Genomic DNA, 22,772 nt, shown 5'->3' on the forward strand with positions numbered 1-22,772 from the left:
GCCATGGTCAGCGGTGCATGTGTCAGTACGATAAACATCCGCCGGCAATTCGCTGCGCGTGTGCCTGTACGGGCGCACCACGCGCAGCCGGTGCACATGCAGACTCGAACAGATGCTGCGGTACGCTGGCCAGCGCATCGTCGATGCAGCCGCGCAGCAACGGATGCGCGCAGGCCTGCAGCAGCCGCACGCACTGCATCGGAGACCACGCTGTTCCATGATCGAGGCCGATGAACATCCGATAGGCCTGGTGATAGCGCAGGTCGTCGTACACGCGCTGGGCACTATTCAGATCGCGCATGACCACCAGCAGGGCCGCGCGTTGCAGCAGCCGCGCATCGCCTGCATCAAGCGGCAGCGGGCTCATGGCCGCTTCGGGCCAGGGCCGCAGCTGCAGATCGATGGCTTTTCGCAGCGCCACTAGTGGGTGCGCACTACCATCCAGTGCCGCCCAGCGCGCCGCATCTGCCCAGGCATCACTGGATAGCACCCAGACCCAGGAGTGCCCATAGCGCTGCACGTTCAATGGCGTATGCCGCGCCTGCTCCAGTGACTGGCTCAGGTGACGATCCAGCTCCAGCATGCTGATCCTGCGACTGTCTGCCATCGGCGCCGCCCGTGCTCCGCGACGCGTGGTGCGCCGTACTCTGGAGAAGACGTCAGCAAGGCAGGTGAAGCGACAGCGCACATGCAGCTCTGTGCGCTGCGTGGCGCTTCATCGCCAACGTCATCGCAGCGTCATCTGCCTGCAGGCTTCGCGCTCCAGTCGCGGTGCGTCGCCCCCGCAACGGCGCGCCAGTATCGCCACATCGCTGCGCGCGGCGAACGCGGCCAGCGCATCGGTCATCTCCGCGTCATCGCACCATGACCCCATCGCAACGCGCAGCGCCGGCAATTGCCAGCTGTCCATCACACCGTGGGTACCGGCCACGAACCAGTGCCACAGCCGATGGTGCAGCACCTGCTCGTGCAGCTGCGCCAGATCGTTAATGCCATGAACCCCCGTCAACAGCAGTGCGCGCGCGAGGGCCGCAGGTGACAACGCACCGGCTTCAGACAGGGGAAGCGCCTGCTGCTGCAGCCGCAACAGCATCGCCAGCGGGTGCGACTGCGGATCGAAGTCCAGCAGCACAGCCTTTTCCTGCCACTGCGCGTCGGACACCACGCACACCCATGGCGAGCCGTAGCGGTGCACCATCAACGGCCGTCGCTGCGTGGTTTCCAGCAACGCCGACAGATTGCGACGCAGATCCAGCACACCGATGGTCTCGTTGCGCATCCTTGGCTTCTCCTTGCTTGCAACAGCCCTGCGCGGTGCGCACGGCCAGCGTCTTCATCTATCCAAGGACGGCAATGCCACCCGGAAAGCGACGCAGATCCAGCGACATCGTCAGTCGCAGCTGCTCAAGTGCCGCGTCCGGATCATCGATGCGGAAGCGACCGCTGACCGGTGCGCGCGCCAATGCCGATTCGCCCAGCAGTACCTTGCCGCGGCGGTAACGGTTGATCTCCTCCACCACCTCACGCAGCGGTGCGCGGCGGAACACCAGCATGCCCTCGGTCCAGGCACTCACTTCCGACGCCACGGCCTCGGTCACCACACCACTGAGGCGCTCGTCGTACTGGGTCTGCTGGCCCGGCTGCAGCTGCAGCCGCCCCTGCGGATGCTCGATGCGGGCACTGCCCTGCAGGCAGGTCACCCGCACCTGGCCATGGGTGTTGCGTACGTCCAGGCGCACCGCTCCCTCATCGGCAATCACGCAGCCCGGGCCCGCGAACAACGCCAGGCGCAGGCCGGCCTGGGTCTCGATCGCGGCCTGGCCCTGCACCAGCTCGAAGCCTTCGCCCTGCGTGTCCGCGCGGCGGCGCAGGCTGCTCTGCGTATCCAGTTCGATCTTCAGCTGCGGCAAGGGTGCAATCTGCAGCCGTTCACCGGTGCCGGTGTGGAAATCGGCCGCCATCGCCGTCACCGAGGGCCATAATCCCAGCGGCGGACGGATCGCCGCGACCACCACCAGACTGGCCGGCGCGGCAATCGCCGCGCCCAGGAAGGCACGCCGGCTCCAGCGCTGGGCCGGCGACGGCGCGACCGGTTGGCGCGCGGCGGCGGGCAGCTGCTCGCCGGCCAGCCGCACCTGCTCCCACTGCCGGCGCGCACGTCCGAACGCTTCACGATGACGCGGGTCGGACTCGCACCACGCGCGGAACCGGCGCCCGTCGGCGGCGGTCGCCTCGCCCGAGGTCAGCCGCACCACCCACGCGTGCGCCTGACGCTCGACGGCATCCAGCGGGCGTTGCGGGCGATCGTCAGGATCCATGGGGGCTCATGCCGGACCCGCACGCTGCGGGGTTCTGCTCGGCGTCAAAGTGTAGACGGATGCCGCCGTTCAGAACCGCACCTGGCGCCCCTGCCCGCTGCGCTCGGCCAGGTAGTCCTGGGCCGCCTTCAGCTCACGCTGCACCAGCCGCAGCGACACACCGAGGTGGTCGGCCACGTCGCGCTGCTGCAGGCCATCGACGCGGATTGCCAGCAGAATGCGACGACGGCGCTCGGGCATGCGCTGCAGCAGGCCGACCATGTCTTCCAGCGCGAAGTCCAGTTCGGCCGCCTGCGCCGGGCCGGGTGCCGGGTCGGCCATGTCCATCAGCGTATCCACCTCCTCTAGGCTCAGCAGGCGGTGGTCCGCACGTTGGCGGTCGATCACGGTGTTCATTGCCATGCGCAGCAGGTAGGCCGCGGGGTTCTGCACGGCGTCCAGGCGGTCACGGCGCGCGCTCAGGCGCATCCAGGTGTCCTGCAACGCGTCGCCAGCCAGCTCTTCCGAGCCCAGCTTGCGCACCAGCCGGCGCTTCAACTCATCGTAGGCACCCAGAAGGTGGTCCATCAGGTCAACTGCCCCAGCCGTACCGTTGCTCATGTTCGAATCCTTGAAGTCATGGAAGGGGCGCGCGCCGGCCACAGTCGTGGTCGGTGCCGGAAGGACGGATCTGCAGCGTCACCGGCTGTGGCAGCGCAGCGGCATCGGGCGCCAGCACCAGGCCCTGCAGCGCCTGCAGCAGGCGCGCATCGCGGCGGGCGCTGCCACTGCCTGACAGCAGCTCGGGCTCGCTCACCTGGCCCGCGCCGTCGATGCGGAAGCGCAGCGTCGCGGCATAGCGGCCGGGCGCGATCTCCGGGTCGTCACAGAACGCCGCACGCAGCCGCTGCTGCAGGCCGCCGTAGCGACGCCGACGTTCGGCCTCGGGAAGTTCGGCGCCAACACCCGATTCAGCGGCCGAGGGCGCGCCCCGGCGCAGCACCACGCGCTGCTCGCCGATCACCTCGGCCTCGATACCGGAGTCCTGCAGCAGCACCTGCAACGCAGGCAGCGGCGCCAGGCTGGCGCGCAGCGCATGGCTGCTGCGGCCTGCGGCAAGATCGCCCGGGTACATCACTGACCACCCACTGATGACGCTGAAGCGCTCGACCGCCTGTTCCAGCGGCTGCGCAGGGATGTCGTAGGCATGAACAGCGTCCTGCGCGACAGCGGCAAAGGACAGCAGCAGCCATGCGGCGATGGCCACCTTCCAAGTTCTGACCGCATGGTGTCCATTCAGCCCCCTGACGTAGAACACATGACCCTCGGCAGCGACAGCAGCTGCAGTGGACGCGCACCACGACCGGAACCCCGGCCCGCGCGCGACCCGCAAGCGGGCTCAAAACGTACCGGTGCCAGATGTCATTGCGATGACCGCCGCCACGGCTGACGCCGAGGCAGACTCCGTGGAGCCAGTCATGCATCAGGAATCAATGAACCGAGCAGACAGGTTCATCTGCGCACGGGATCCGACCCCGACAGATCGCGGAAGCTGTCAGGCAGCGGGGCGGTGTGGCCAGGCAGGACCGTTGGCGCCATGGATGGCGCCATCGAGCCCCCAAGGAAGGGTTTACGGCGTGTCCTGCCTGGCCACACCGCCCCGCCGCCCCACGGAGCATCGCTGTTGCTGTTGCTGTTGCTGTTGCTCCTGAGGTTGCCGGCCAGCGGCCGGCACTACCCGCGGGTGCCGGGTGCAACCCGGCCGCAAACCCCACCGCTCAAAGCGGCAACTGGGTCGTCTGCTTGATCCGCTGCATCGGAATCTCGGTCTTGGTGTTCTGCACCCCGGCAATCCGGTTCAGGTGCTGCATCTGGAACTGCCGGTAGGCATCAAGGTCCGCCACCGCCACCCGCAGCAGGAAATCGCAGTCGCCCGCCATCAGATGGCATTCAAGCACTTCCGGGAAAGACTTGATGCTGTTGATGAAGTGGTTGGTGGTGTCCTCGTCCTGCCCGCGCAGCCAGACCCGCACGAACACCGTGAAGCCACGGCCCACCTTGGCCTCATTCAGCAGGGCAACGTAGCGGTCGATGTAGCCGCCCTCCTCCAGCAGCCGTACCCGCCGCAGGCAGGCCGACGGCGACAGCCCGACCAGCCGGGCCAGCTCCAGGTTCTGCAGGCGGCCGTCGCGCTGCAGGGCGTCGAGGATGCGCCGATCGAGGTTGTCGAGTTGATACTGCATGCAATTTCGCCCTGGACGCCTTCAGCCGCATGAAATTTCAATCATCCAGAATCCAGTGGCATCAACGCAACCCGATTTCGCGATTGGACCGCTAGCATGGGCCACCCCCACCTCGTTGTGCCGCTCCATGGACGCCCGTACCACCCTCCCCCTGCCCAACACCTGCGATACCGCCCCGCGTGCCGAATTCCTGCGCGGCCTGCGTGCCGCCGTGCCGGTGATGATCGGCTTCATTCCGTTCGCCCTGGTGCTCGGCGCGCAGGCGGCCCAGAAAGGCCTGAGCGCACTGGAAGTGCCACTCATGACCGGCCTCAACTTCGCTGGCGGCTCGGAGTTCGCCGCCGTCGAACTGTGGACCTCGCCGCCGCATATCGCACTGATCGTGGCGATCACCGCGCTGGTCAACAGCCGCCACCTGCTGATGGGCGCCAGCCTGGCCCCGCTGCTGCAGCATCTGCCGCGCCGCCGGGTGCTGCCGGCGCTGTTCTTCATGTGCGACGAGAGCTGGGCGATGGGCGTGGCCGATGCGCGCCGCCGTGCGCTCGGCTTCAGCCTGGCCTATTACCTGGGCGTTTCGGCAGGGCTGTACACGGTCTGGGTGGCCTGCACGGCACTGGGCGCGATCGTCGGCCCGATGTTGGGCGACATCCATGCCTACGGTTTCGACATGGCCTTCCCTGCGGTATTCCTGGTGCTGCTGCGCGGCATGTGGCAGGGCATGAAGGCAGCACGGCCGTGGCTGGTCAGCCTGATCGTGGCCGCCGCCACCTACCTGCTGATCCCGGGCGCGTGGTACGTGGCCAGCGGCGCACTGGCCGGCCTGGCGGCCGCCTGGCTGCTGGCGGAGGACGCGGAATGATCTTCAATGGACTGATCCACTGGACCTCGGTGCTGACCATCGTGCTGATGGCCGCCGCCACTTACCTGACCCGCATCGTCGGCTTCCTCGCGCTGCGCAACCGCACGTTGAGCAGGCGCGCCGTGACGGTGATGGAAGCTGCGCCGGGCTGCGTGCTGATCTCGGTGATCGCCCCGGACTTCGTCGCCGACAAGCCCGCCGACCTCGCCGCGCTGGCGATCACCCTGCTGGCCGCCACGCGGCTGTCGATGCTGCCGACGGTGCTGATCGGCGTGGTCTCGGCCGGGGTGCTGCGCTATCTGATGGGCTGAACGCAAGAACGCATTCACCACGTGTTGCGACTGGAGACTCAAATGTCGCCATTGGCACGACCTGAGCGTTCGTCTGGCAGTTCAAACATGGCCCGGAGCCACCTGCTGGAGGTGTTTGAAACAATTCCGATTGCCTGATCGAGCCGGAGTCGATACGCATTGATTGCCGAGTCGGCTGGTCGAGCTGATCGGTCAATCGAAGTCCTACACGGAGAATACCAATGAGCAATCTACGAACTATCGTGGTGGCAATAGGTATCACTCTCACCTCTGCCGGCTGCGGGCCAATGGAGTGGCAGTTGAGTGCATCGTGTGAAGAAACCAAGAAGTGCCGGATAGAAGGCAGGATCGGTGGCAAGATCGGCGGAGGAGAACGCAATGGCCTACCCTGGTTCGAGCGGATTCTGCAGGCGTCGACATCAGAAGTGCCAGATGCCGCGCAGTTCGAAATCGACGTCTCGGGTTCATCCATAGCCTTCCCTGCCAATGGATCTGTAACTCTGCTGCTGTTCGATGGCCGGCAAGGATCCACCATCGCCGCCAAGCAGTTCCAATGGCATCGAACAGGAACCCTCCTTCGACTTGTCGATCCGGATGGTGCGAACGCGTGGGCCGCAGCTGCGGCCGGTCCGGCTACCGAGTTGAGGTACGACCTCGCTACATTCGATGTAGGTGCGGCTCCTGGGCCAAACACCATTGCGGCGGCCTCTCGATACAGAGGAGCCACCAAGGCGGCCTCAGTCTCGGACTTTCAAGTCTGTACGAAGTATCCATCGCCGTATCAGTGCGGGCTGACCCCTTGATGCAACGCCGTCAGTCCAAGCGTACCCAACCGGGCTCCATTCTTGGGCACTACGCTGGCCTGACGGCAATCCTTCTGGCCACAAGTGCGTGCCAATCCATTCAGCTGCCTCCCCGGAACCTGGTCGGCAACGATGGCGCATATGCCACACTGCTGCGAGGCCCTTCCTCACATCTGAAGATCAGCACAGTGTCGGTGCTATCCGGCCCGGAAAGCTCGGAGCATCCCAATCGATCCATCCAGTGCAGGTGGTCATCCGTCGCAACTCGAGTTCTCTGGGCAGATGGAGCGCTCTCGGCCGCGCAGGCGTCTCGGCTCTGCAAGGCCGCCGCACGATCCGCTGGACTGCCGCTCCAGGCCAATGGGCTTGAACGGACGCCTGTGCGCTATCAGCTCACGATCGTAAGTGACGGAGGTGGCATCTGGCGACAACTGCCAGGACCAGAGCAGTCAGGCCAGATGGTCAGCTTCTGGTTTCCCTCCAGCCCCGACATCGATTCGCTGCGCAGGCGCGCGATCGCCACCACCGCACACGAGTTCCAGCATATCGCCACTGTATTGTCAGGGCAGCCTCGGCGCGGCAGTCAGCGTGAACCTGACGCCTATCTGGCAGGTGCATGTGCCCAGCTGTTGATCGAAGGCGCCCTTGCACGTGCGGACCTCCCTGGCGGACACGACCCCCGAGCTGATCCGTTTCTGCCACCCGCGGCCAGGCACTCCGCGCATGCGGGCAGTACGACCGCAACAGCGCTGCTGCGGTTCTTCGGTGACGCGGAAACCTTGCGCATCAATGAGGGAGGCCGCCACCTGGTGCAGCATTGCCACGAGACGATCGGTTTTCCCCTGCAGCAGTGACGCCCACTGCGACACCCGGTCGCAGGCCATCGTGCGCCCCACTTGACCAATGTCAAACCGCCCGCCGCCGTGCGGGCGTATCTCTATGCAGGACCCGAACACGCCGGCGTTACCGGCATCCACAAGGACCCTGCGATGAGCTACACCCCCGACAACGCCCAGCTGCTGAACGCCATGCAGAACGTCATGGTGATCTCCACCACCGACCTGCAGGGCAATATCACCTATGCCAACGACCTGTTCTGCACGCTCACCGGCTTCGCCCGCGAGGAACTGATCGGCCAGCCGCACAGCATCGTGCGCCACCCGGATGTGCCCAAGGCCGTCTACAAGGACATGTGGGACACCATCAAGGCCGGCAAGACCTGGACCGGCATCGTGCCCAACCTCGGCAAGGGCGGCGTGCTCTATGTGGTCGATACCACCGTGCAGCCGCTGTTCGACGCCGACGGCAACATCACCTCGTACATCAGCATCCGCCGCGTGGTGAACGACCTGATGCAGAACTACGACCTGGTCGAGTTCAGCAAGGAAAAGTTCGACGACTTCTACGAGGCCGCGTGAACGCCCTCCCGGCCAGTACGCCCTTCAGCCGCCTGCTGGTGGGTTTCGCGTCCGAGTCGGGCAACGCCCGCGCCCTGGCCCAGCGCCTTGGCGCGGACCTGCAGCCGCACGGGCCGCAGGTGCTCCCGTTCAACGACATCGACGTAGCCAGCCTCGGCCACGGCGATGTGCTGCTGGCGATCTCCAGCTCGTTCGGCGATGGCGAGCCGCCAGCCAACGGCGAGCAGTTCTTCGAAACACTGCGCCAGACCCCGACGCTGCGCGGCCTGCGCTATGCGGTGTTCGGCCTGGGTGACACCGGCTACCCCAGTTTCTGCGGCTTCACCAAGGCGCTGGATGTAGCACTAAGCGAGCGCCAGGCCCAGCCGCTGCTGCACCGCGTGGACGCCGATCTGGGCTACGAGCAGTTCTTCCAGCAATGGCAGCCGGTGCTGGGCCAGGTGCTGGAGGGTGACCTCAGCGCTGGCCAGGACCTGCGCCTGCAGGTCACCGCCTATGGCGAAGACAATGCCTTTGCCGCCCCCATTCTCGAACGTCGCCGCTTGAACAGCAGCGACCCGGCCGCCTGGCACCTGCAGTTGGACATTGCCGGCAGTGGCATGGCCTACCGCGCGGGCGACACCCTGCACGTGGTACCCGAGAACGACCCTGCCCTGCTGCAGGCATTGACCACCTGGTACGGCGACACGGCCGCCGTGGCCGCCCTGCACGACCGCGAGCTGCGCCTGCTGAGCAAGGGCGTGCTGCGCGAACTGGCCAAGCTCGGCGGTAGCGAGGTACTGAAGGGCCTGCTGAAGGTCAGCCAGAAGCGCGAACTGGACGCCTACCTGCACGGCCTGGACCTGCTGGATGTGCTGCAGGACCACGCCACGCCGGACAGCGTGCCGCTGGCCCGGTTGCGCGAACTGCTTTCACCGCGGCTGCCGCGCGCCTATTCCATCGCCTCGCACCCGTGCGACGACCAGCTGAGCCTATGCGTGCGCGAAGTGCGCTACACCCTGCGCGGCCGCGAACGCGTCGGCACTGCCACCGGCAGCCTGCTGCATGGCGGCGACCATGCCCGTGTGTACTGCCGCTCCAACCCCGGCTTCCACCTGCCCGATACCGGCGAGGCACCGCTGCTGCTGGTCGGCACCGGCACCGGCATCGCGCCCTTGATGGGCCTGATGCAGGAACTGCAGGCCAACGCCTGCGAACGTGAAGTGCACCTGGTGTTCGGCGAGAAGCATCGCCAGCACGACTACCTGTACCGCGACCAGCTGCAGGACTGGCACACGCGTGGCGTGCTGGCCGGCCTGCATACTGCGTTCTCGCGCGATGGCACCGAAAAGGTCTATGTGCAGCATGTGCTGCAGCAGCGCGCCAGCGAAGTGCGCGACGTCCTGGCCCGCGGTGGGCATCTGTACCTGTGCGGCAGCAAGCGCCACCTGGAAGGCGCGGTGCGCGAGGCCATCGATGCCGTCGCGGGTGCAGGGCAATGGGACGCGCTGCGGAATGAAGGCCGCACGCACTGTGAACTGTATTGATCCGTTGATCCTGTAGAGCCGAGCCCACGCTCGGCTGCTGTTGGCGGTGTCGCGCAGAGCAGCCGAGCATGGGCTCGGCTCTACAGGTGCAGGTCAATCGCCGACGATGCGGCCGTCGACCACGCGCGCCACCTGCTGGCCGAACATGGCCACGTCCTGCGGGTCGTGGCTGATCAGCAACAACGGGATGCCGGTCCGGTCCAACACGGTTTCCAGCTCCTGGCGCAGGTGCTGGCGCAGGTCGTGGTCCAGTGCGGAGAACGGCTCATCCAGCAGCAGCGCCTGCGGCTGCGTCACCAGGGCGCGCGCCAATGCAGTGCGCTGGCGCTGGCCACCGGAGACCTGCGAGGGCAGCAGATCGCCCACCGTGTCGATGCGGAATGCGTGCAGCCACTGCTCCACCGCATCGAAGCGCTGGCGCGCGCGCGGATTCAACCACCCGCGCTCCAGCCCGAACGCCACGTTCTGGCGCACGCTCAGGTGCGGGAACAACGCGTAATCCTGGAACACGTAGCCCAGCCGGCGGCGCTGCGGCGGCAGATCCACGCCGTTGGCCGCATCGAACAAGGTCTGCCCCTGCACGCGCACATGTCCCTGCCCGGGCCGCAGCAGCCCGGCCACCGCCTTCAGCGTCAGGCTCTTGCCGGCACCCGAGGGTCCGAACAGCACCACCTGGCGCTGCGTGCACTGCAGCGATACGTCCAACACGAAATCCTGGCCGGCCGCCCGCAGGCGGCGCTGCACCTGCAGGTCAAGCCACATCACGCAGCTCCCGGCGACGTCCGCCCACCAGCCGCGCAGCCAGCAACAGGATCACGATGCAGACCACCGAGGTCAGGATCACCAGCGCATTGGCCCTGCCATCCTGACCGGCCTGCACCGCCTCGTAGATGGCAATCGACAGCGTCTGCGTCCGGCCGGGAATGCTGCCCGCCACCATCAGCGTCGCGCCGAACTCGCCCATCGCGCGTGCAAACGCCAGCAACAGACCGGCAAGAATGCCACGCCAAGCCAGCGGCAGCGTGATGCGGAAGAACACCGCGGCTTCGGACACACCGAGCGTGCGTGCGGCTTGTTCCAACTGCCCGTCCACTTCCTCGAACGCCGCGCGCGCAGGCTTGAACACCAGCGGGAGCGAAGCCACCGCCGCAGCGATCACTGCAGCCTGCCAGGTGAACACCAGGTTGATACCGAACCACGACTGCAGCCACGCGCCGATCGGGCCATTGCGGCCGATCAGCACCAACAGGTAGTACCCCAGCACCGTCGGCGGCAGCACCATCGGCAAGGTCAGCAACGAATCCAGCAGCTCACGGCCTGGAAAACGCCGACGCGCCAGCAGCGCGCCCAGTGCTACGCCCAGCACCAGGTTGATCGCGGTGGCCCAGCCAGCCACCTTCAGCGACAACCCCAATGCGCTCCAGTCCAGATCCATGCCTCAGGGCTTGCCGAACCCGTGTTTGGCCAGGATCGCCTGGCCCTGTGCCGAACGCAAGAAGGCGGTGAAGCGCCTGGCTTCCGCCTGCTGTGGGCTGGCCTTGATCACGGCCAGCGGATAGGCAATGCGCCCTGCCACCGGCACCGCGAAGGCACGGCGCACGCGGTTGGGCATCGCCTGCGCATCGGTGGCATAGACGAAGCCGGCATCCACTTCACCGCGTGCCACGTAGTCCAACGACTGGCGCACGTTCTGCGTGGTGATGGCCTTGCCCTGCACCGACGGCCACAGGCCCGCCACTTCCAGTGCACCCTTGGCATAGCGGCCCACCGGCACGCTGTCCGGGTTGCCCAGTGCGATGCGCTGCACACCAGCACCGGCCAGGTCCTTCAAGGTACGCGGCGCCGCCTTGGCCTGCGGCGGCACCACCACCCACAGCGCGTTCACCGCGAACACCTCGCGGGTGCCGGCCGCCAGCAGATCCTGCTGTTCGGCCTGGTCCATCGTGGTTTCATCGGCCGACGCGAACACATCCACCGGTGCGCCGCGGCTGATCTGCTGCAGCAGCACGCCGGAGGCGGCGAAGTTGAAATCCACCTTGGTTCCCGGGTGCGCCTTTTCGTAGGCCGCGCCCAGTTCACGGAAGCTCTCGGTCAGGCTTGATGCCGCCGACACCGTCAGCTCGGCCGCCCAGGCCGGCACCGTGGCCAGCAGGCCCAGCAACAACAGTCCAGCTCGCTTCATCGTCGGCTCCCGGCCAGGTTCAGTTCGGATCGGATTCGTCGGCCACCGCCAGCGCTGCCAGGCGCTCGGGCTGCAGCAGCAGGATCTCGCGCTGCTTCACCGCGATGATCCCATCATCGCTCAGGCGGCGCAGCACGCGGCTGGCGGTTTCCGGCGCCATCCGCAGGTAATTGGCGATCTCGGTACGCGCCATCGTCAGGTTGAAGCGCGTGGCGGAAAAGCCGCGCCGCGCGTAGCGCTCGGACATGTCCAGCAGGAACGCGGCCATGCGTTCTTCGGTACGGTGGTTGGCGGCCAGGGTCGCGACCTTGCCGATCTCCGCGCTGAGCAGGCTGAACAGCTTGGCCTGTAGCCCCGGCATGCGGGTGGCCAACAGGCTGAGCTTGGGGAACGAGATGCGGCACAGGTGCACGGTGTCCAGCGCCACCGCATTGCAGGGAAAGCGTGAACCGTGGATCGCGTTGAGGCCGATCACTTCACCCGGCAGGCTGAAGCCCAGCACCTGCTCGTTGCCCTGGCTGTCATCGACGAAGGTCTTGACCATGCCAGCGCGCACCGCAGCAATCGAATCGAACGATTCGCCAGCGCGGAAAATGTAGTCACCCGCATGGAACGGACCGACATGGTCCACCAGCACGTGCAGATCGCCCAGTGCTGTCTTGTCGTAACCCTGCGACATGCATGCGTCGGAGAACGCACAGGTGCTGCAGAAGTGCAGTGCGTCGCCATCATCGGCGGCGGCGGGGTTGGGTGTGGCCCGGCCGAGACGGCCCTGCGAAGGCGGAATTGAAGACATCGGGGCAAGACTCAAGCGATGGCGGCCGCCGGCCGGAAGCATGCGGCCATCATACGCCACAGCAGGCGCCCTTCTTCGGCCAGGCGCAGTACGCGCGCATCCCACTGCGCCCAGCCGCGTGCCAGCAACGGCGACAACGCGGGCAGCTGTTCGGCAAAACATTCCTCGAACGGTTCATCGTTGCGCCACTCGAAGGCAGCCGCATCGAGGGCGTGGTCACAGGCGATGCTCTGCGCCACTTCGGCCACCAACCGCTCGTCCTCGGACAGGATCAACCCGGCAGACACGCCCATGTGCCCGGCCTGCAGCCGCGCACGCCATTCGCCCAGTTCGTCCTCCAGCCGGTAGAACACCTCGCCGATCTGGCTGCAGGCGGACAGCCCAAGGCCGATGAAATCGCTGCGGTCGCGGCGTGGCACACCGGCAAGATCGCAATGGCGCTGGCCATCGCCCGGACCGTGCGGGTTCGGCAGATCGCCGCGCTGATAGTGATCGCCACCAATCGGTTCGTAACCCGCAGCGCGCAGCAGGCGCCAGGCCTGCAGCCAATGGACGGCCGAGGGATGTTCCGGCAGCGCACACGGCGCCGGCAGCAGGATGCGCTCCGGCGCCTCGGCCAGCACCTCGTGCAGCCGTTCAATGAAGCCGGCGTCCTCGCTGCCGGGTACCCGCAACTGGTAGTAGCGCGCGGTGAAGCCCACCTGTCGCGCCTGTGCCAGCAGGGTCGGCCCCGGTGCATCGGCACGATCGATCACGTTCAAGCGGGTGCAGCCCACCGCACGCAGCTGCGCCGGCGCCAGCGCGCTGCCTGCGTCCAGCCGCACCTCCACCTGGGGCCGCGCCACGGTGCGCAGGTGCTGCGGCACCGCATCCAGCAGCTGGCCCAGCTGCGGCGGCGGCAACGTCTCGGCCAGCCCCAGCTGCAGCACCATCGCCACCACTTCACGGTCCTCGGCCAGCGCGTCGGCCTGCAGCCGCAGCGCCAGCAGCAGGGTATCCAGATACGCCTGCGGTGGCGCATCGCGTCCGCCACGGCCGGCCTGGAAGCCGAGCGTCAAGCCACGCGGGATCAGGTGCTCGTTGCTGGCGCGCACGGCGGCGCGCCACCCGCTTTCGCCAAAGCCGGTGCTGAACTGGTCAGCCGGCGGAAACAGCACGTGCCGGGGCTGCCGCAGCAATGCCGCCTGCAGCGCAGTGTCCTCGCTCTCGTCAACGTGGAAGCTCATGGCAGACATCTTCGGGCGTTCCTCTTCGCGTGGCCCTGATTGAAATCAAGCGCGGCGCATCTGATGGTTGCTGCCGGCCAGCGGCCGGCACTACCCCTTCACCCACCATTTGGTAGTGCCGGCCGCTGGCCGGCAAACACCTTCACCCGCCGCGCACCCGCTCGGCGGCGGCCGCATCGATGGCTTCGGGCAGATCGGTTTCGCGGTCGATCTGCGGGAAGTGGCGGCGTTCCATGCGACGGATCGCAAAGTGCATCCACGCCAGTGCAGCCGCCACCAGCACGAACAGCAGCATGAAGCAGCTGCTCCAGATGCCCACCGCGTCATTCAGCGCGCCAAACACGATCGGCAGGATGAAGCCACCCAGGCCACCGATCATGCCGACCACGCCGCCCACCGCACCCACGTGCCTGGGGTAGTACACCGGAATATGCTTGTAGACCGCGGCCTTGCCCAACGACATGAAGAAGCCCAGCACGAACACCAGCACGGTGAACATCACCACCCCGATGGCCAGATGGAAGTGGATCGGGCCATGGATGCCCTTCACCACATACTCGGTATCCGGGTAGGCCAGCAGGAAGGTGCAGATGGCCGACACGCCGAAGGTCCAGTACATCACCCGGCGCGCGCCCATCCGGTCCGACATCCAGCCACCGACCACGCGGAACAGGCTGGCCGGGATCGAATAGCAAGCCGCCAACATGCCGGCGTGGCCCACGTCCATGCCATAGGCGCCCACCAGGTAGTGCGGCAGCCACAGCGCCAGCGCCACGAAGCCGCCGAACACGAAGAAGTAGTACAGCGAGAACCGCCAGACCTGGAGGTTCTTCAGCGGCGCCATCTGCTCGGCGAACGGCACCGGCTTCACGCCCTCGCGGCGGCGCTGCTCCAGCGACGGGTCTTCCTTGCTGAAGAGGAAGAACAGCACCGCCGTGACGGCCAGCGCAACGGCCCAGACCTTGGCGACCATGGTCCAGCCGGCCGCCACCATCACCAGCGGCGCCAGCAGCTTGGTCACCGCCGAGCCGATGTTGCCGGCACCGAAGATGCCCAGCGCGGTGCCCTGCTTGCTGGCCGGGAACCACTTGGAGACGTAGGCCACGCCCACCGAGAAGTTGCCGCCGGCGATGCCCACGCACAGCGCGGCAGTCAGGAACTGGGGGTAGGTCTGCGCATAGGTCAGCATCCAGGTGGCCACTGCGCCACACAGCATCACCAGCACCATCACCTTGCGGCCACCGAATTGATCGGACCAGATGCCGAGGAAGACCCGGCTGACCGAGCCGGTCAGCACCGGGGTGGCGATCAACAGGCCGAACTGGGTGTCATTCAAGCCGAGCTGTTGACTGATCTGGATGCCGATGATCGAAAAGATCATCCACACCGCAAAGCACACGGTGAAGGCGAACGTGCTCAGCCACAGCGCACGTTGCTGCTGCCCGGCACTGGCGGGGGCAAGAGCCTGGTTCATGAATTCTCCTGGTTCAAGGGGGGGTTCAGCCGATATCCGCTTCGGCTTCGATCTCATCCAGCCCGCGCACCGGGTAGCGTTCCTGCAGCTGCAGCAGGTAGGCCTGCACTTCACGCTGGCGCACCTGCAGCTCCAGGTAGTCACGCAGCTGCGGCAGCACCGCCTCGAACGGCTGCGGCTGGCCTTCCTCGCGGGCATCGACGCAGACCACGTGGTAGCCCCAGCGTGATTCCACCGGGAAACCGGCCAGGCCCTCGCGCAGGCGGAACACCTGGCGGTCGAACTCCGGCGTGGTCTGCCCGCGCTGCAGCCAGCCCAGGTCGCCGCCTTCGCTGCTGGATGGGCAACGCGAATGGCGCAAGGCGAAATCGGCGAACAGGTGCGGCGACTCCTTCAGCAGCCCGACCAGCCGCTCGCCCTGGGTACGTGCGGCGAAGCGCCCAGCCACGTCGTCGGCCGGCGCGGCCAGCAGGATATGGCGCAGGCGCACGCGGTCGGGCGAGCGGAAGCGCTCCGGGTTCTGCTCGAAGTAGCGGCGGCAGTCTTCATCGGTCGGCACGCGGTCTTCGATCGCATCTTCCAGCAGTTGCTGGATCAGCACTTCCTCGTCGCTTACCCGGTTGCCCTCCGGCGCCTGCAGCCCAAGCCGCTGCGCTTCCAGGCGCAGCAGCTCACGCACCACCAGTGCACGTGCCGCTTCAGCACGAGACTGCTCCGGGCGCATCGCCCGGTGGTGCTGCATCTCGCGGGCGATGTCAGCCTCGCTGATCGCGGTCTCGTCCACGAACAGCCGGCACGGTGCCGGCTGCCCGAGCGAGCGCGGCCCCTGCGCTGCCGCGTCATGGTGGTGCGAATGCGCCTCGGCGGGAACCGGCGCAGCGGAGTCGATCACGGTGATCGGCAGGAATTTCGGCAGGCTGCCCATGGCTTACTCCCGCGGACCGTAGCGCAGCGTGGCCTGGCGGCGGCGCACCACCTGGTAGGGCCTCCACAGGTAGCTGATCGGAATGCTCCACACGTGCACCAGGCGGGTGAACGGCGCGATCAGGAACAGGGTCAGGCCCAGGAAGATATGCATCTTGTAGACCCAGCTGACGCCTTCGATGTAATCAGCAGCACCGGCACGGAAGGTCACGATGTGCTGCGCCCACTCGGCCAGCTGCACCATCACCCCGCCGTCCAGGTGCCCGGACGAGATGCGGATGCTGTACAGGCCCAGGCACAGCTGCGCGACCAGCAGCACCAGTACCAGGGTGTCACCGAAGCTGCCGGTAGCCCGAACACGCGCATTGAACAGGCGTCGTACCAGCAGGATGCTGATGCCGATGAAGCACAGTGCGCCGAACACACCACCGACCACCATCGCCAGCATCTGCTTCTGCGAGGAGGTGATGAAGTGCTCGTACACCGCGTGCGGGGTCAGCAGGCCGACCAGGTGGCCGCCGAGGATGGCCAGGATGCCGATGTGGAAGCAGTTGCTGCCGATCCGCATGCCCTTGTCCGACAGCATCTGGCTGGAGCCGGTGCGCCAGGTGTACATGGCCTTGTCATAGCGGGCCCAGCTGCCGATCAGCAGCACCGCCACGGCGATGTACGGGTAGTACTGGAAGGCGAATTGATGCAGGGAGTAACTCATGGCTGGACCTCTCGATGCGAAGGACGGGCCGGCGAACGCACGGGCGGCTTGCAGTCTTCGGCGGGGGCTTCGGCGCCGAAGCGCACCGCCTCCTCCTCCCACAAGCGATCCATGGCCTCGGCGGTATCGTCGCGGACTTCCTCGCTGGCACGCTGGCGCAGCGCCTGCAGATCGGCCTTGCCATCACCGGCTTCGACCAGGATCTCGAACAGCGCCCGGTGCGGCAGCTCACGCTCGGCGGCACGCGCCGCCAGCATCCCGGCGATATGGCCGATGTGGTGCAGCCACTCGCGGGCCTCGCTGCCGGGGCGATGGGCCAGGAACTCCAGCAGCAGCGGCAGGTAGTCCGGCAGCTCGCGGGCATCCAGTTCGAAGCCGTTGCGGCGGTAGGTTTCGACCAGGTCGACCATGGCCTGGCCGCGGTCGCGCGACTCGCCATGGATGTGCTCGAACAGCAGCAGGCTCATCGAGCGGCCGCGGTCGAAACTGGCCAGCCACGCCGCCTGCGCATCCAGCGCATCGGTGGCCAGCAGCTGCTGCACGAAGCTGCGCAGCTGCTGGCGGCGGGTGGCGTTCAGCGCCGGGTCGTCACAGGCGGCGAGCAGTTCCTCGCCGTGCTCCCACAGTTCCTCGCGGGGGTAGTCCAGCAACACCCCGACCAGCTTGAGCACGCTCATCAGACCACCTCCTTGCGGCGGTGGTTGGGACCGTTGTCGACCACGAAGGTGGTGCTCTTGCGCTGGCCAAACAGGTCGGCCGGGCTGTCACCATTGCAGCCGTTGCCGAAGGTGAAGCCGCAGCCGCCGCGCTCGCCGAAGGCATCGTTGGCGTACTCGCGGTGGCCGGTCGGAATCACGAAACGGTCCTCGTAGTTGGCGATGGCCAGGTAGCGGTACATCTCCTCCACCTGGGCGATGCTCAGCCCGGTCTGCTCCAGTACCGCGGTGTCTTCCACGCCGTCCACGTTCTTGGCCCGGCGCCAGGCACGCATGGCCATCAGCCGTTCCAGCGCGCGTACCACCGGCGCCTCGTCACCGGCCGTCAGCAGGTTGGCCAGGTAGCGCATCGGGATGCGCAGCGACGCAACGTCCGGCAGTTCGCCGCTCATGCCCACACGGCCACGCTCGGCGGCGGACTGGATCGGCGACAGCGGTGGCACGTACCAGACCATCGGCAACGTGCGGTATTCCGGGTGCAGCGGCAGCGCCAGCTTCCAGTCGATGGCCAGCTTGTACACCGGCGACTGCTTGGCCGCATCCAGCCAGCTGTCCGGGATGCCTTCCTTGCGCGCGGCAGCGATCACCGCCGGATCGTTCGGGTCCAGGAAGATATCCAGGTGGGCCTGGTACAGGTCCTTCTCGGCCGGCACCGAGGCGGCCTCGGCGATGCGATCGGCGTCGTACAGCATCACGCCCAGGTAGCGGATGCGGCCCACGCAGGTTTCCGAGCACACGGTCGGCTCACCCATCTCGATGCGCGGATAGCAGAAGATGCACTTCTCCGACTTGCCGCTCTTCCAGTTGTAGTAGATCTTCTTGTACGGGCAGGCCGACACGCACATGCGCCAGCCGCGGCACTTGTCCTGGTCGATCAGCACGATGCCATCTTCCTCGCGCTTGTAGATCGCACCCGACGGGCACGCCGACACGCACGCCGGGTTCAGGCAGTGCTCGCACAGACGCGGCAGGTACATCATGAAGGTCTTCTCGAAGGCGCCGTAGATCTCCTTCTGCACCTGGTCGAAGTTGTAGTCGCGCGAGCGCTTGCTGAACTCCGAACCGAGGATTTCCTCCCAGTTCGGGCCCCACTCGATCTTCTGCATGCGCTCGCCACTGATCAGCGAACGCGGGCGCGCGGTCGGCTGGTGCTGGCTGTCCTTGGCGGTATGCAGGTTCTGGTAGTCGAAATCGAACGGCTCGTAGTAGTCGTCAATCTGCGGAAGGTCCGGGTTGGCGAAGATCTTGGCCAGCATGCGCCAGCGGCCACCAGCACGCGGCACCAGCTTGCCGGCGCGGGTGCGCACCCAGCCGCCATTCCACTTGTCCTGGTTTTCCCATTCCTTCGGGTAACCGATGCCCGGCTTGGTTTCCACGTTGTTGAACCAGGCGTACTCGACGCCCTCGCGCGAGGTCCAGACGTTCTTGCAGGTGATCGAGCAGGTGTGGCAGCCGATGCACTTGTCCAGGTTCAGCACCATCGCGATCTGTGCACGGACCTTCATCACACCACCTCCTTGGCGGCGGCCGGTACGGCCTCGCCATCTAGCCAATCCACCTTGTCCATCTTGCGCACGATCACGAACTCATCGCGGTTGGTACCGCAGGTGCCGTAGTAGTTGAAGCCATAGGCCAGCTGCGCGTAGCCACCGATCATGTGGGTCGGCTTGAGCACGATGCGGGTCACCGAGTTGTGGATACCACCACGGGTGCCGGAAATCTCCGAGCCTGGCACGTTGATGATGCGTTCCTGGGCGTGGTACATCATCGCCATGCCCGGCATCACGCGCTGGCTGACCACCGCACGCGCGGCAATCGCGCCGTTGACGTTGAACAGCTCGATCCAGTCGTTGTCGACGATGCCGGCACTGCGCGCGTCGTCCTCGCTGATCCACACGATCGGGCCGCCACGCGACAGTGTCTGCATGATCAGGTTGTCGCTGTAGGTGCTGTGGATGCCCCACTTCTGGTGCGGGGTGATCCAGTTCAGCACGATCTCCTTGTTGCCGTTCGGGCGCTGGTTCAGCAGCGGCTCCACCGTGCGCGTGTTGACCGGCGGCCGGTAGCTCATGAAGGCCTCGCCGAAGTCGATCATCCACTCGTGGTCCTGGTAGAACTGCTGGCGACCGGTCACCGTGCGCCACGGAATCAGCTCGTGCACGTTGGTGTAGCCGGCGTTGTAGCTGACGTTGTCGTCTTCCAGGCCCGACCAGATCGGAGAGGAAATGATCTTGCGCGGCTGTGCCTGGATGTCACGGAAGCGGATCGCCTCGTGCTCCTTGCCCACGGCCAGGTGGGTGTGCTCGCGCCCGGTGAAGGTGCCCAGCGATTCCCAGGCCTTCACCGCCACATGGCCGTTGGTTTCCGGCGCCAGGTGCAGGATCACTTCGGCCGCGTCGATCGCGGTCGAGATGGCCGGGCGCCCCTGGCTTACGCCTTCTTCGTGCACGGTGTGGTTCAACTTGCCGAGGAATTCGACCTCGTGCTTGGTATCCCAGCTCATGCCCTTGCCGCCGTTGCCCTGCTTGTCCAGCAGCGGGCCGAGCGAGGTGAACTTGCGGTACAGGTTCGGGTAGTCACGCTCAACCACCGTCATCGACGGCATGGTCTGGCCAGGGATGGCCTCGCACTCACCTTTCTTCCAGTCGGCCACGCCGAACGGCATGCCCAGCTCGTTGGGCGTGTCGTGCAGGGTCGGCACCAGCACCAGATCCTTCTCCACACCCAGCACGCCGGGCGCCATCTCGCTCACGGTGCGGGCCACCTCCTTGAAGATGTCCCAGTCGCTGCGCGATTCCCACGCAGGGTCCACCGCCTTGGATAGCGGGTGGATGAACGGGTGCATGTCCGAGGTGTTGAGGTCGTCCTTCTCGTACCAGGTGGCGGTCGGCAGCACGATGTCCGAGTACAGCGCGGTGGTGCACATGCGGAAGTCGAGCGTGACCAGCAGGTCCAGCTTGCCTTCCGGCGCCTGGTCGCGCCACTTCACCTCCTGCGGCTTCACTGCGCCCATTTCGCCCAGGTCCTTGCCCTGCAGCCCGTGGCGCGTACCCAGCAGGTGCCGCAGCATGTACTCGTGGCCCTTGCCCGACGAACCGAGCAGGTTCGAGCGCCAGATGAACATCATGCGCGGGTGGTTCTGGCTGGCGTCCGGGTCGGCGAAGGCGAAGTCCAGCGAGCCATCCTTGAACTTGCCCAGCGCGTAGTCCGCCGGGGCCACGCCGGCCGCTTCGGCCTCGCGTACCAGCTGCAGCGGGTTGCGGTCGAGCTGCGGGGTGCTCGGCAGCCAGCCCATGCGCACCGCGCGCAGGTTCAGGTCAGCCAGGCTGCCGCCGTACTTGCTGGCATCGGCCAGCGGCGACAGCAGCTCGTCCACCTGCAGCTTCTCGTAGCGCCACTGCCCGGTGTTGAAGTAGAAGAACGAGGTGCCGTTCATGTGGCGCGGCGGCTTGCTCCAGTCCAGCCCGAACGCGAGCGGCTGCCAGCCGGTCTGCGGGCGCAGCTTTTCCTGGCCCACGTAATGCGCCCAGCCGCCACCGGTCTGGCCCACGCAACCGCACATGATCAGCATGTTGATCAGGCCGCGGTAGTTCATGTCGTTGTGGAACCAGTGGTTCATGCCCGCGCCGACGATGATCATCGAACGGCCATGGGTCTTGTCGGCGGTACGCGCGAACTCGCGGGCGATCTCGATCACCTCGGCGCGCGACACGCCGGTGATGCGCTCCTGCCACGCCGGCGTGCCCGGCACCATGTCATCGAAGCTCGATGCCACGTTGCCGCCGCCAAAGCCACGGTCCACGCCGTACTGGGCCAGCAGCAGGTCGTAGACCGTGGCCACCAGCGTCTCGCCGCCGTCGACCGTGACCAGCCGGCGCACCGGAATGTTGCGGTCCAGTACGTCTTCGGCCGGCGCGGCAGTCCAGCCGTCGCTTTCAATGCCACCGAAGTAAGGGAAGCTCACCGCCTCGATGCCGTCGTTGGCGTCGGACAAGCTCAGGCGCAGGCGTGTGTCGGCGCCATTGCTGGCCTTCTCTTCGATGTTCCAGCGGCCCTTTTCACCCCAGCGGAAACCGATGGAGCCATTGGGCACCACGATCTGGCCACTGTTCTCGTCGTAGGCCAGGGTCTTCCAGTCCGGGTTGTTGGCTTCACCCAGCCCGCCCAGCTCACTGGCACGCAGGAAGCGGCCCGCCACCAGGCGGCCATCGTCGCGGCGCTCAAGGCGCACCAGCATCGGCATGTCCGAGTACTGGCGGCAGTAGTCCTGGAAATACTGCGAGGGCGAATCAACATGGAACTCGCGCAGGATCACATGGCCGAAGGCAAAGGCCAGCGCCGCGTCGGTGCCCTGCTTGGGGTGCAGCCAGTGGTCGGTCAGCTTGGCCAGCTCGGAATAGTCCGGGCAGATCGCCACCGTCTTGGTGCCGTTGTAGCGCGCCTCGGTGAAGAAGTGCGCATCGGGCGTACGCGTCTGCGGCACGTTCGAACCCCAGGCGATGATGTAGCGGCTGTTGTACCAGTCGGCCGACTCGGGCACGTCGGTCTGCTCGCCCCAGATCTGCGGCGAGGCCGGCGGCAGGTCGCAGTACCAGTCGTAGAAGGACAGGCAGGCGCCACCCAGCAGCGACAGGTATCGCGCACCGGCAGCGTAGGACACCATCGACATCGCCGGAATCGGCGAGAACCCGACCACGCGGTCCGGGCCGTACTGCTTCACCGTGTACAGGTTGGAGGCGGCGATGATCTCGTTGGCCTCTTCCCACTGCAGGCGCACAAAGCCACCCATGCCGCGGCGGGTCTTGTACGAGCGCGCCTTCTCCTTGTCCTCCACGATGCTGGCCCAGGCATCGACCGGGGCCTTGCTCTTGCGGGCTTCGCGCCACAGGCGCAGCAGCGTGCCGCGGATCAGCGGGTACTTCAGCCGGTTGGCGCTGTACAGGTACCAGGAATAGCTGGCGCCACGCGGGCAGCCACGTGGTTCATGGTTGGGCAGGTCCGGGCGCGTGCGCGGGTAATCGGTCTGCTGGGTTTCCCAGGTGACCAGGCCGTTCTTGACGTAGATCTTCCAGCTGCAGGAGCCGGTGCAGTTCACGCCGTGTGTGGAACGTACGATCTTGTCGTACTGCCAGCGGGCGCGGTAACTGTTTTCCCAGTCGCGGCCCTCGCTCTTGGCAAAACCATGGCCATCGGCAAAGGTCTGGGGGTCACGCTTGAAGAACTGCAAGCGATCGAGGAAATAACTCATCGGGGATCTCCCTTTGCGGACATCGGCATCGTGGCTG

General features: G+C 66.5%; 23 protein-coding genes. 6 read left to right on the top strand and 17 right to left on the bottom strand.

The window, feature by feature from the left end; all coding sequences use genetic code 11:
* Positions 1-22: 22 nt before the first annotated feature.
* The 6 genes from GOC52_RS11545 to GOC52_RS11570 all read right to left on the bottom strand — a co-directional run bounded on the left by GOC52_RS11545 (position 23) and on the right by GOC52_RS11570 (position 4,540).
* On the bottom strand, positions 23-607 hold the full coding sequence (locus tag GOC52_RS11545) for a hypothetical protein (RefSeq protein WP_191849483.1): 585 nt from the start codon (positions 605-607) through the stop codon (positions 23-25).
* A gap of 120 nt (positions 608-727) precedes the next feature.
* Complete coding sequence (locus GOC52_RS11550) at positions 728-1,279, bottom strand: hypothetical protein (protein WP_100445917.1); 552 nt, start codon at positions 1,277-1,279, stop codon at positions 728-730.
* Positions 1,280-1,337: 58 nt separating this feature from the next.
* On the bottom strand, positions 1,338-2,318 hold the full coding sequence (locus GOC52_RS11555) for a FecR family protein (RefSeq protein WP_053443154.1): 981 nt from the start codon (positions 2,316-2,318) through the stop codon (positions 1,338-1,340).
* A gap of 69 nt (positions 2,319-2,387) precedes the next feature.
* Positions 2,388-2,918 carry an RNA polymerase sigma factor gene (locus GOC52_RS11560; protein ID WP_019337777.1) on the bottom strand — a complete coding sequence of 177 codons (531 nt, stop codon included), beginning with the start codon at positions 2,916-2,918 and terminating at the stop codon, positions 2,388-2,390.
* Between the two features lie 16 nt (positions 2,919-2,934).
* Positions 2,935-3,615 (bottom strand): TonB C-terminal domain-containing protein, encoded by a 681-nt coding sequence (locus GOC52_RS11565; protein WP_191849485.1) that lies wholly within the window; start codon positions 3,613-3,615, stop codon positions 2,935-2,937.
* A 460-nt stretch (positions 3,616-4,075) separates the two neighbouring features.
* Positions 4,076-4,540 (bottom strand): Lrp/AsnC family transcriptional regulator, encoded by a 465-nt coding sequence (locus tag GOC52_RS11570; protein ID WP_005413654.1) that lies wholly within the window; start codon positions 4,538-4,540, stop codon positions 4,076-4,078.
* Positions 4,541-4,667: 127 nt separating this feature from the next.
* Here GOC52_RS11570 and GOC52_RS11575 point away from each other — a divergent pair, with 127 nt between their 5' ends.
* From GOC52_RS11575 to GOC52_RS11600, 6 genes are all read left to right on the top strand, one after another.
* Positions 4,668-5,399, top strand: coding sequence for an AzlC family ABC transporter permease (locus tag GOC52_RS11575; protein ID WP_053443156.1), 732 nt, complete (start codon positions 4,668-4,670; stop codon positions 5,397-5,399).
* Entirely contained in the window at positions 5,396-5,710 is a 315-nt protein-coding gene (locus GOC52_RS11580; RefSeq protein WP_010485323.1) for an AzlD family protein, read from the top strand. Before GOC52_RS11575 ends, GOC52_RS11580 begins: the two co-directional genes overlap by 4 nt.
* Positions 5,711-5,931: 221 nt before the next feature.
* On the top strand, positions 5,932-6,513 hold the full coding sequence (locus GOC52_RS11585) for a hypothetical protein (RefSeq protein WP_125438161.1): 582 nt from the start codon (positions 5,932-5,934) through the stop codon (positions 6,511-6,513).
* 458 nt (positions 6,514-6,971) lie between these two features.
* Entirely contained in the window at positions 6,972-7,367 is a 396-nt protein-coding gene (locus GOC52_RS11590) for a hypothetical protein (RefSeq protein WP_043396261.1), read from the top strand.
* Between the two features lie 135 nt (positions 7,368-7,502).
* Positions 7,503-7,931: a PAS domain-containing protein gene (locus tag GOC52_RS11595; RefSeq protein WP_005409905.1), complete on the top strand. Its 429-nt coding sequence runs from the start codon at positions 7,503-7,505 to the stop codon at positions 7,929-7,931.
* Entirely contained in the window at positions 7,928-9,457 is a 1,530-nt protein-coding gene (locus GOC52_RS11600) for a diflavin oxidoreductase (RefSeq protein ID WP_171954404.1), read from the top strand. Before GOC52_RS11595 ends, GOC52_RS11600 begins: the two co-directional genes overlap by 4 nt.
* Before the next feature lie 93 nt (positions 9,458-9,550).
* Here the strand turns inward: GOC52_RS11600 and GOC52_RS11605 are convergent, their stop codons facing one another.
* The 11 genes from GOC52_RS11605 to GOC52_RS11655 form a co-directional block, all read right to left on the bottom strand.
* Complete coding sequence (locus GOC52_RS11605) at positions 9,551-10,219, bottom strand: ATP-binding cassette domain-containing protein (RefSeq protein ID WP_019659884.1); 669 nt, start codon at positions 10,217-10,219, stop codon at positions 9,551-9,553.
* Entirely contained in the window at positions 10,209-10,892 is a 684-nt protein-coding gene (gene modB, locus GOC52_RS11610) for a molybdate ABC transporter permease subunit (protein WP_049455117.1), read from the bottom strand. The genes GOC52_RS11605 and modB overlap by 11 nt, the downstream gene beginning before the upstream one ends.
* 3 nt (positions 10,893-10,895) lie before the next feature.
* Entirely contained in the window at positions 10,896-11,639 is a 744-nt protein-coding gene (gene modA, locus GOC52_RS11615; RefSeq protein WP_049455116.1) for a molybdate ABC transporter substrate-binding protein, read from the bottom strand.
* A 19-nt stretch (positions 11,640-11,658) separates the two neighbouring features.
* Positions 11,659-12,435, bottom strand: a complete 777-nt coding sequence (locus GOC52_RS11620) for a helix-turn-helix domain-containing protein (RefSeq protein ID WP_010485317.1) — start codon at positions 12,433-12,435, stop codon at positions 11,659-11,661.
* An 11-nt stretch (positions 12,436-12,446) separates the two neighbouring features.
* The gene (locus tag GOC52_RS11625) at positions 12,447-13,661 is read right to left on the bottom strand and encodes an oxygen-independent coproporphyrinogen III oxidase (protein ID WP_010485316.1); all 1,215 of its coding nucleotides are present in this window, start codon (positions 13,659-13,661) and stop codon (positions 12,447-12,449) included.
* Positions 13,662-13,803: 142 nt separating this feature from the next.
* Positions 13,804-15,135: an MFS transporter gene (locus tag GOC52_RS11630; protein WP_053443160.1), complete on the bottom strand. Its 1,332-nt coding sequence runs from the start codon at positions 15,133-15,135 to the stop codon at positions 13,804-13,806.
* A gap of 25 nt (positions 15,136-15,160) precedes the next feature.
* On the bottom strand, positions 15,161-16,060 hold the full coding sequence (locus GOC52_RS11635) for a peptidylprolyl isomerase (RefSeq protein ID WP_191849487.1): 900 nt from the start codon (positions 16,058-16,060) through the stop codon (positions 15,161-15,163).
* A 3-nt stretch (positions 16,061-16,063) separates the two neighbouring features.
* A complete protein-coding gene (gene narI / locus GOC52_RS11640; RefSeq protein WP_191849491.1) occupies positions 16,064-16,771 on the bottom strand; it encodes a respiratory nitrate reductase subunit gamma in 708 nt (235 codons plus the stop codon).
* Positions 16,768-17,448, bottom strand: coding sequence for a nitrate reductase molybdenum cofactor assembly chaperone (gene narJ / locus GOC52_RS11645; protein WP_171954407.1), 681 nt, complete (start codon positions 17,446-17,448; stop codon positions 16,768-16,770). The genes narI and narJ overlap by 4 nt, the downstream gene beginning before the upstream one ends.
* The gene (narH, locus tag GOC52_RS11650) at positions 17,448-18,992 is read right to left on the bottom strand and encodes a nitrate reductase subunit beta (RefSeq protein WP_071305323.1); all 1,545 of its coding nucleotides are present in this window, start codon (positions 18,990-18,992) and stop codon (positions 17,448-17,450) included. Before narH ends, narJ begins: the two co-directional genes overlap by 1 nt.
* On the bottom strand, positions 18,992-22,735 hold the full coding sequence (locus GOC52_RS11655; RefSeq protein WP_191849492.1) for a nitrate reductase subunit alpha: 3,744 nt from the start codon (positions 22,733-22,735) through the stop codon (positions 18,992-18,994). The genes narH and GOC52_RS11655 overlap by 1 nt, the downstream gene beginning before the upstream one ends.
* Between the last annotated feature and the right edge of the window lie 37 nt (positions 22,736-22,772).

It is taken from the genome of Stenotrophomonas sp. SXG-1, from assembly GCF_014083965.1.
GTDB lineage: Bacteria > Pseudomonadota > Gammaproteobacteria > Xanthomonadales > Xanthomonadaceae > Stenotrophomonas > Stenotrophomonas geniculata.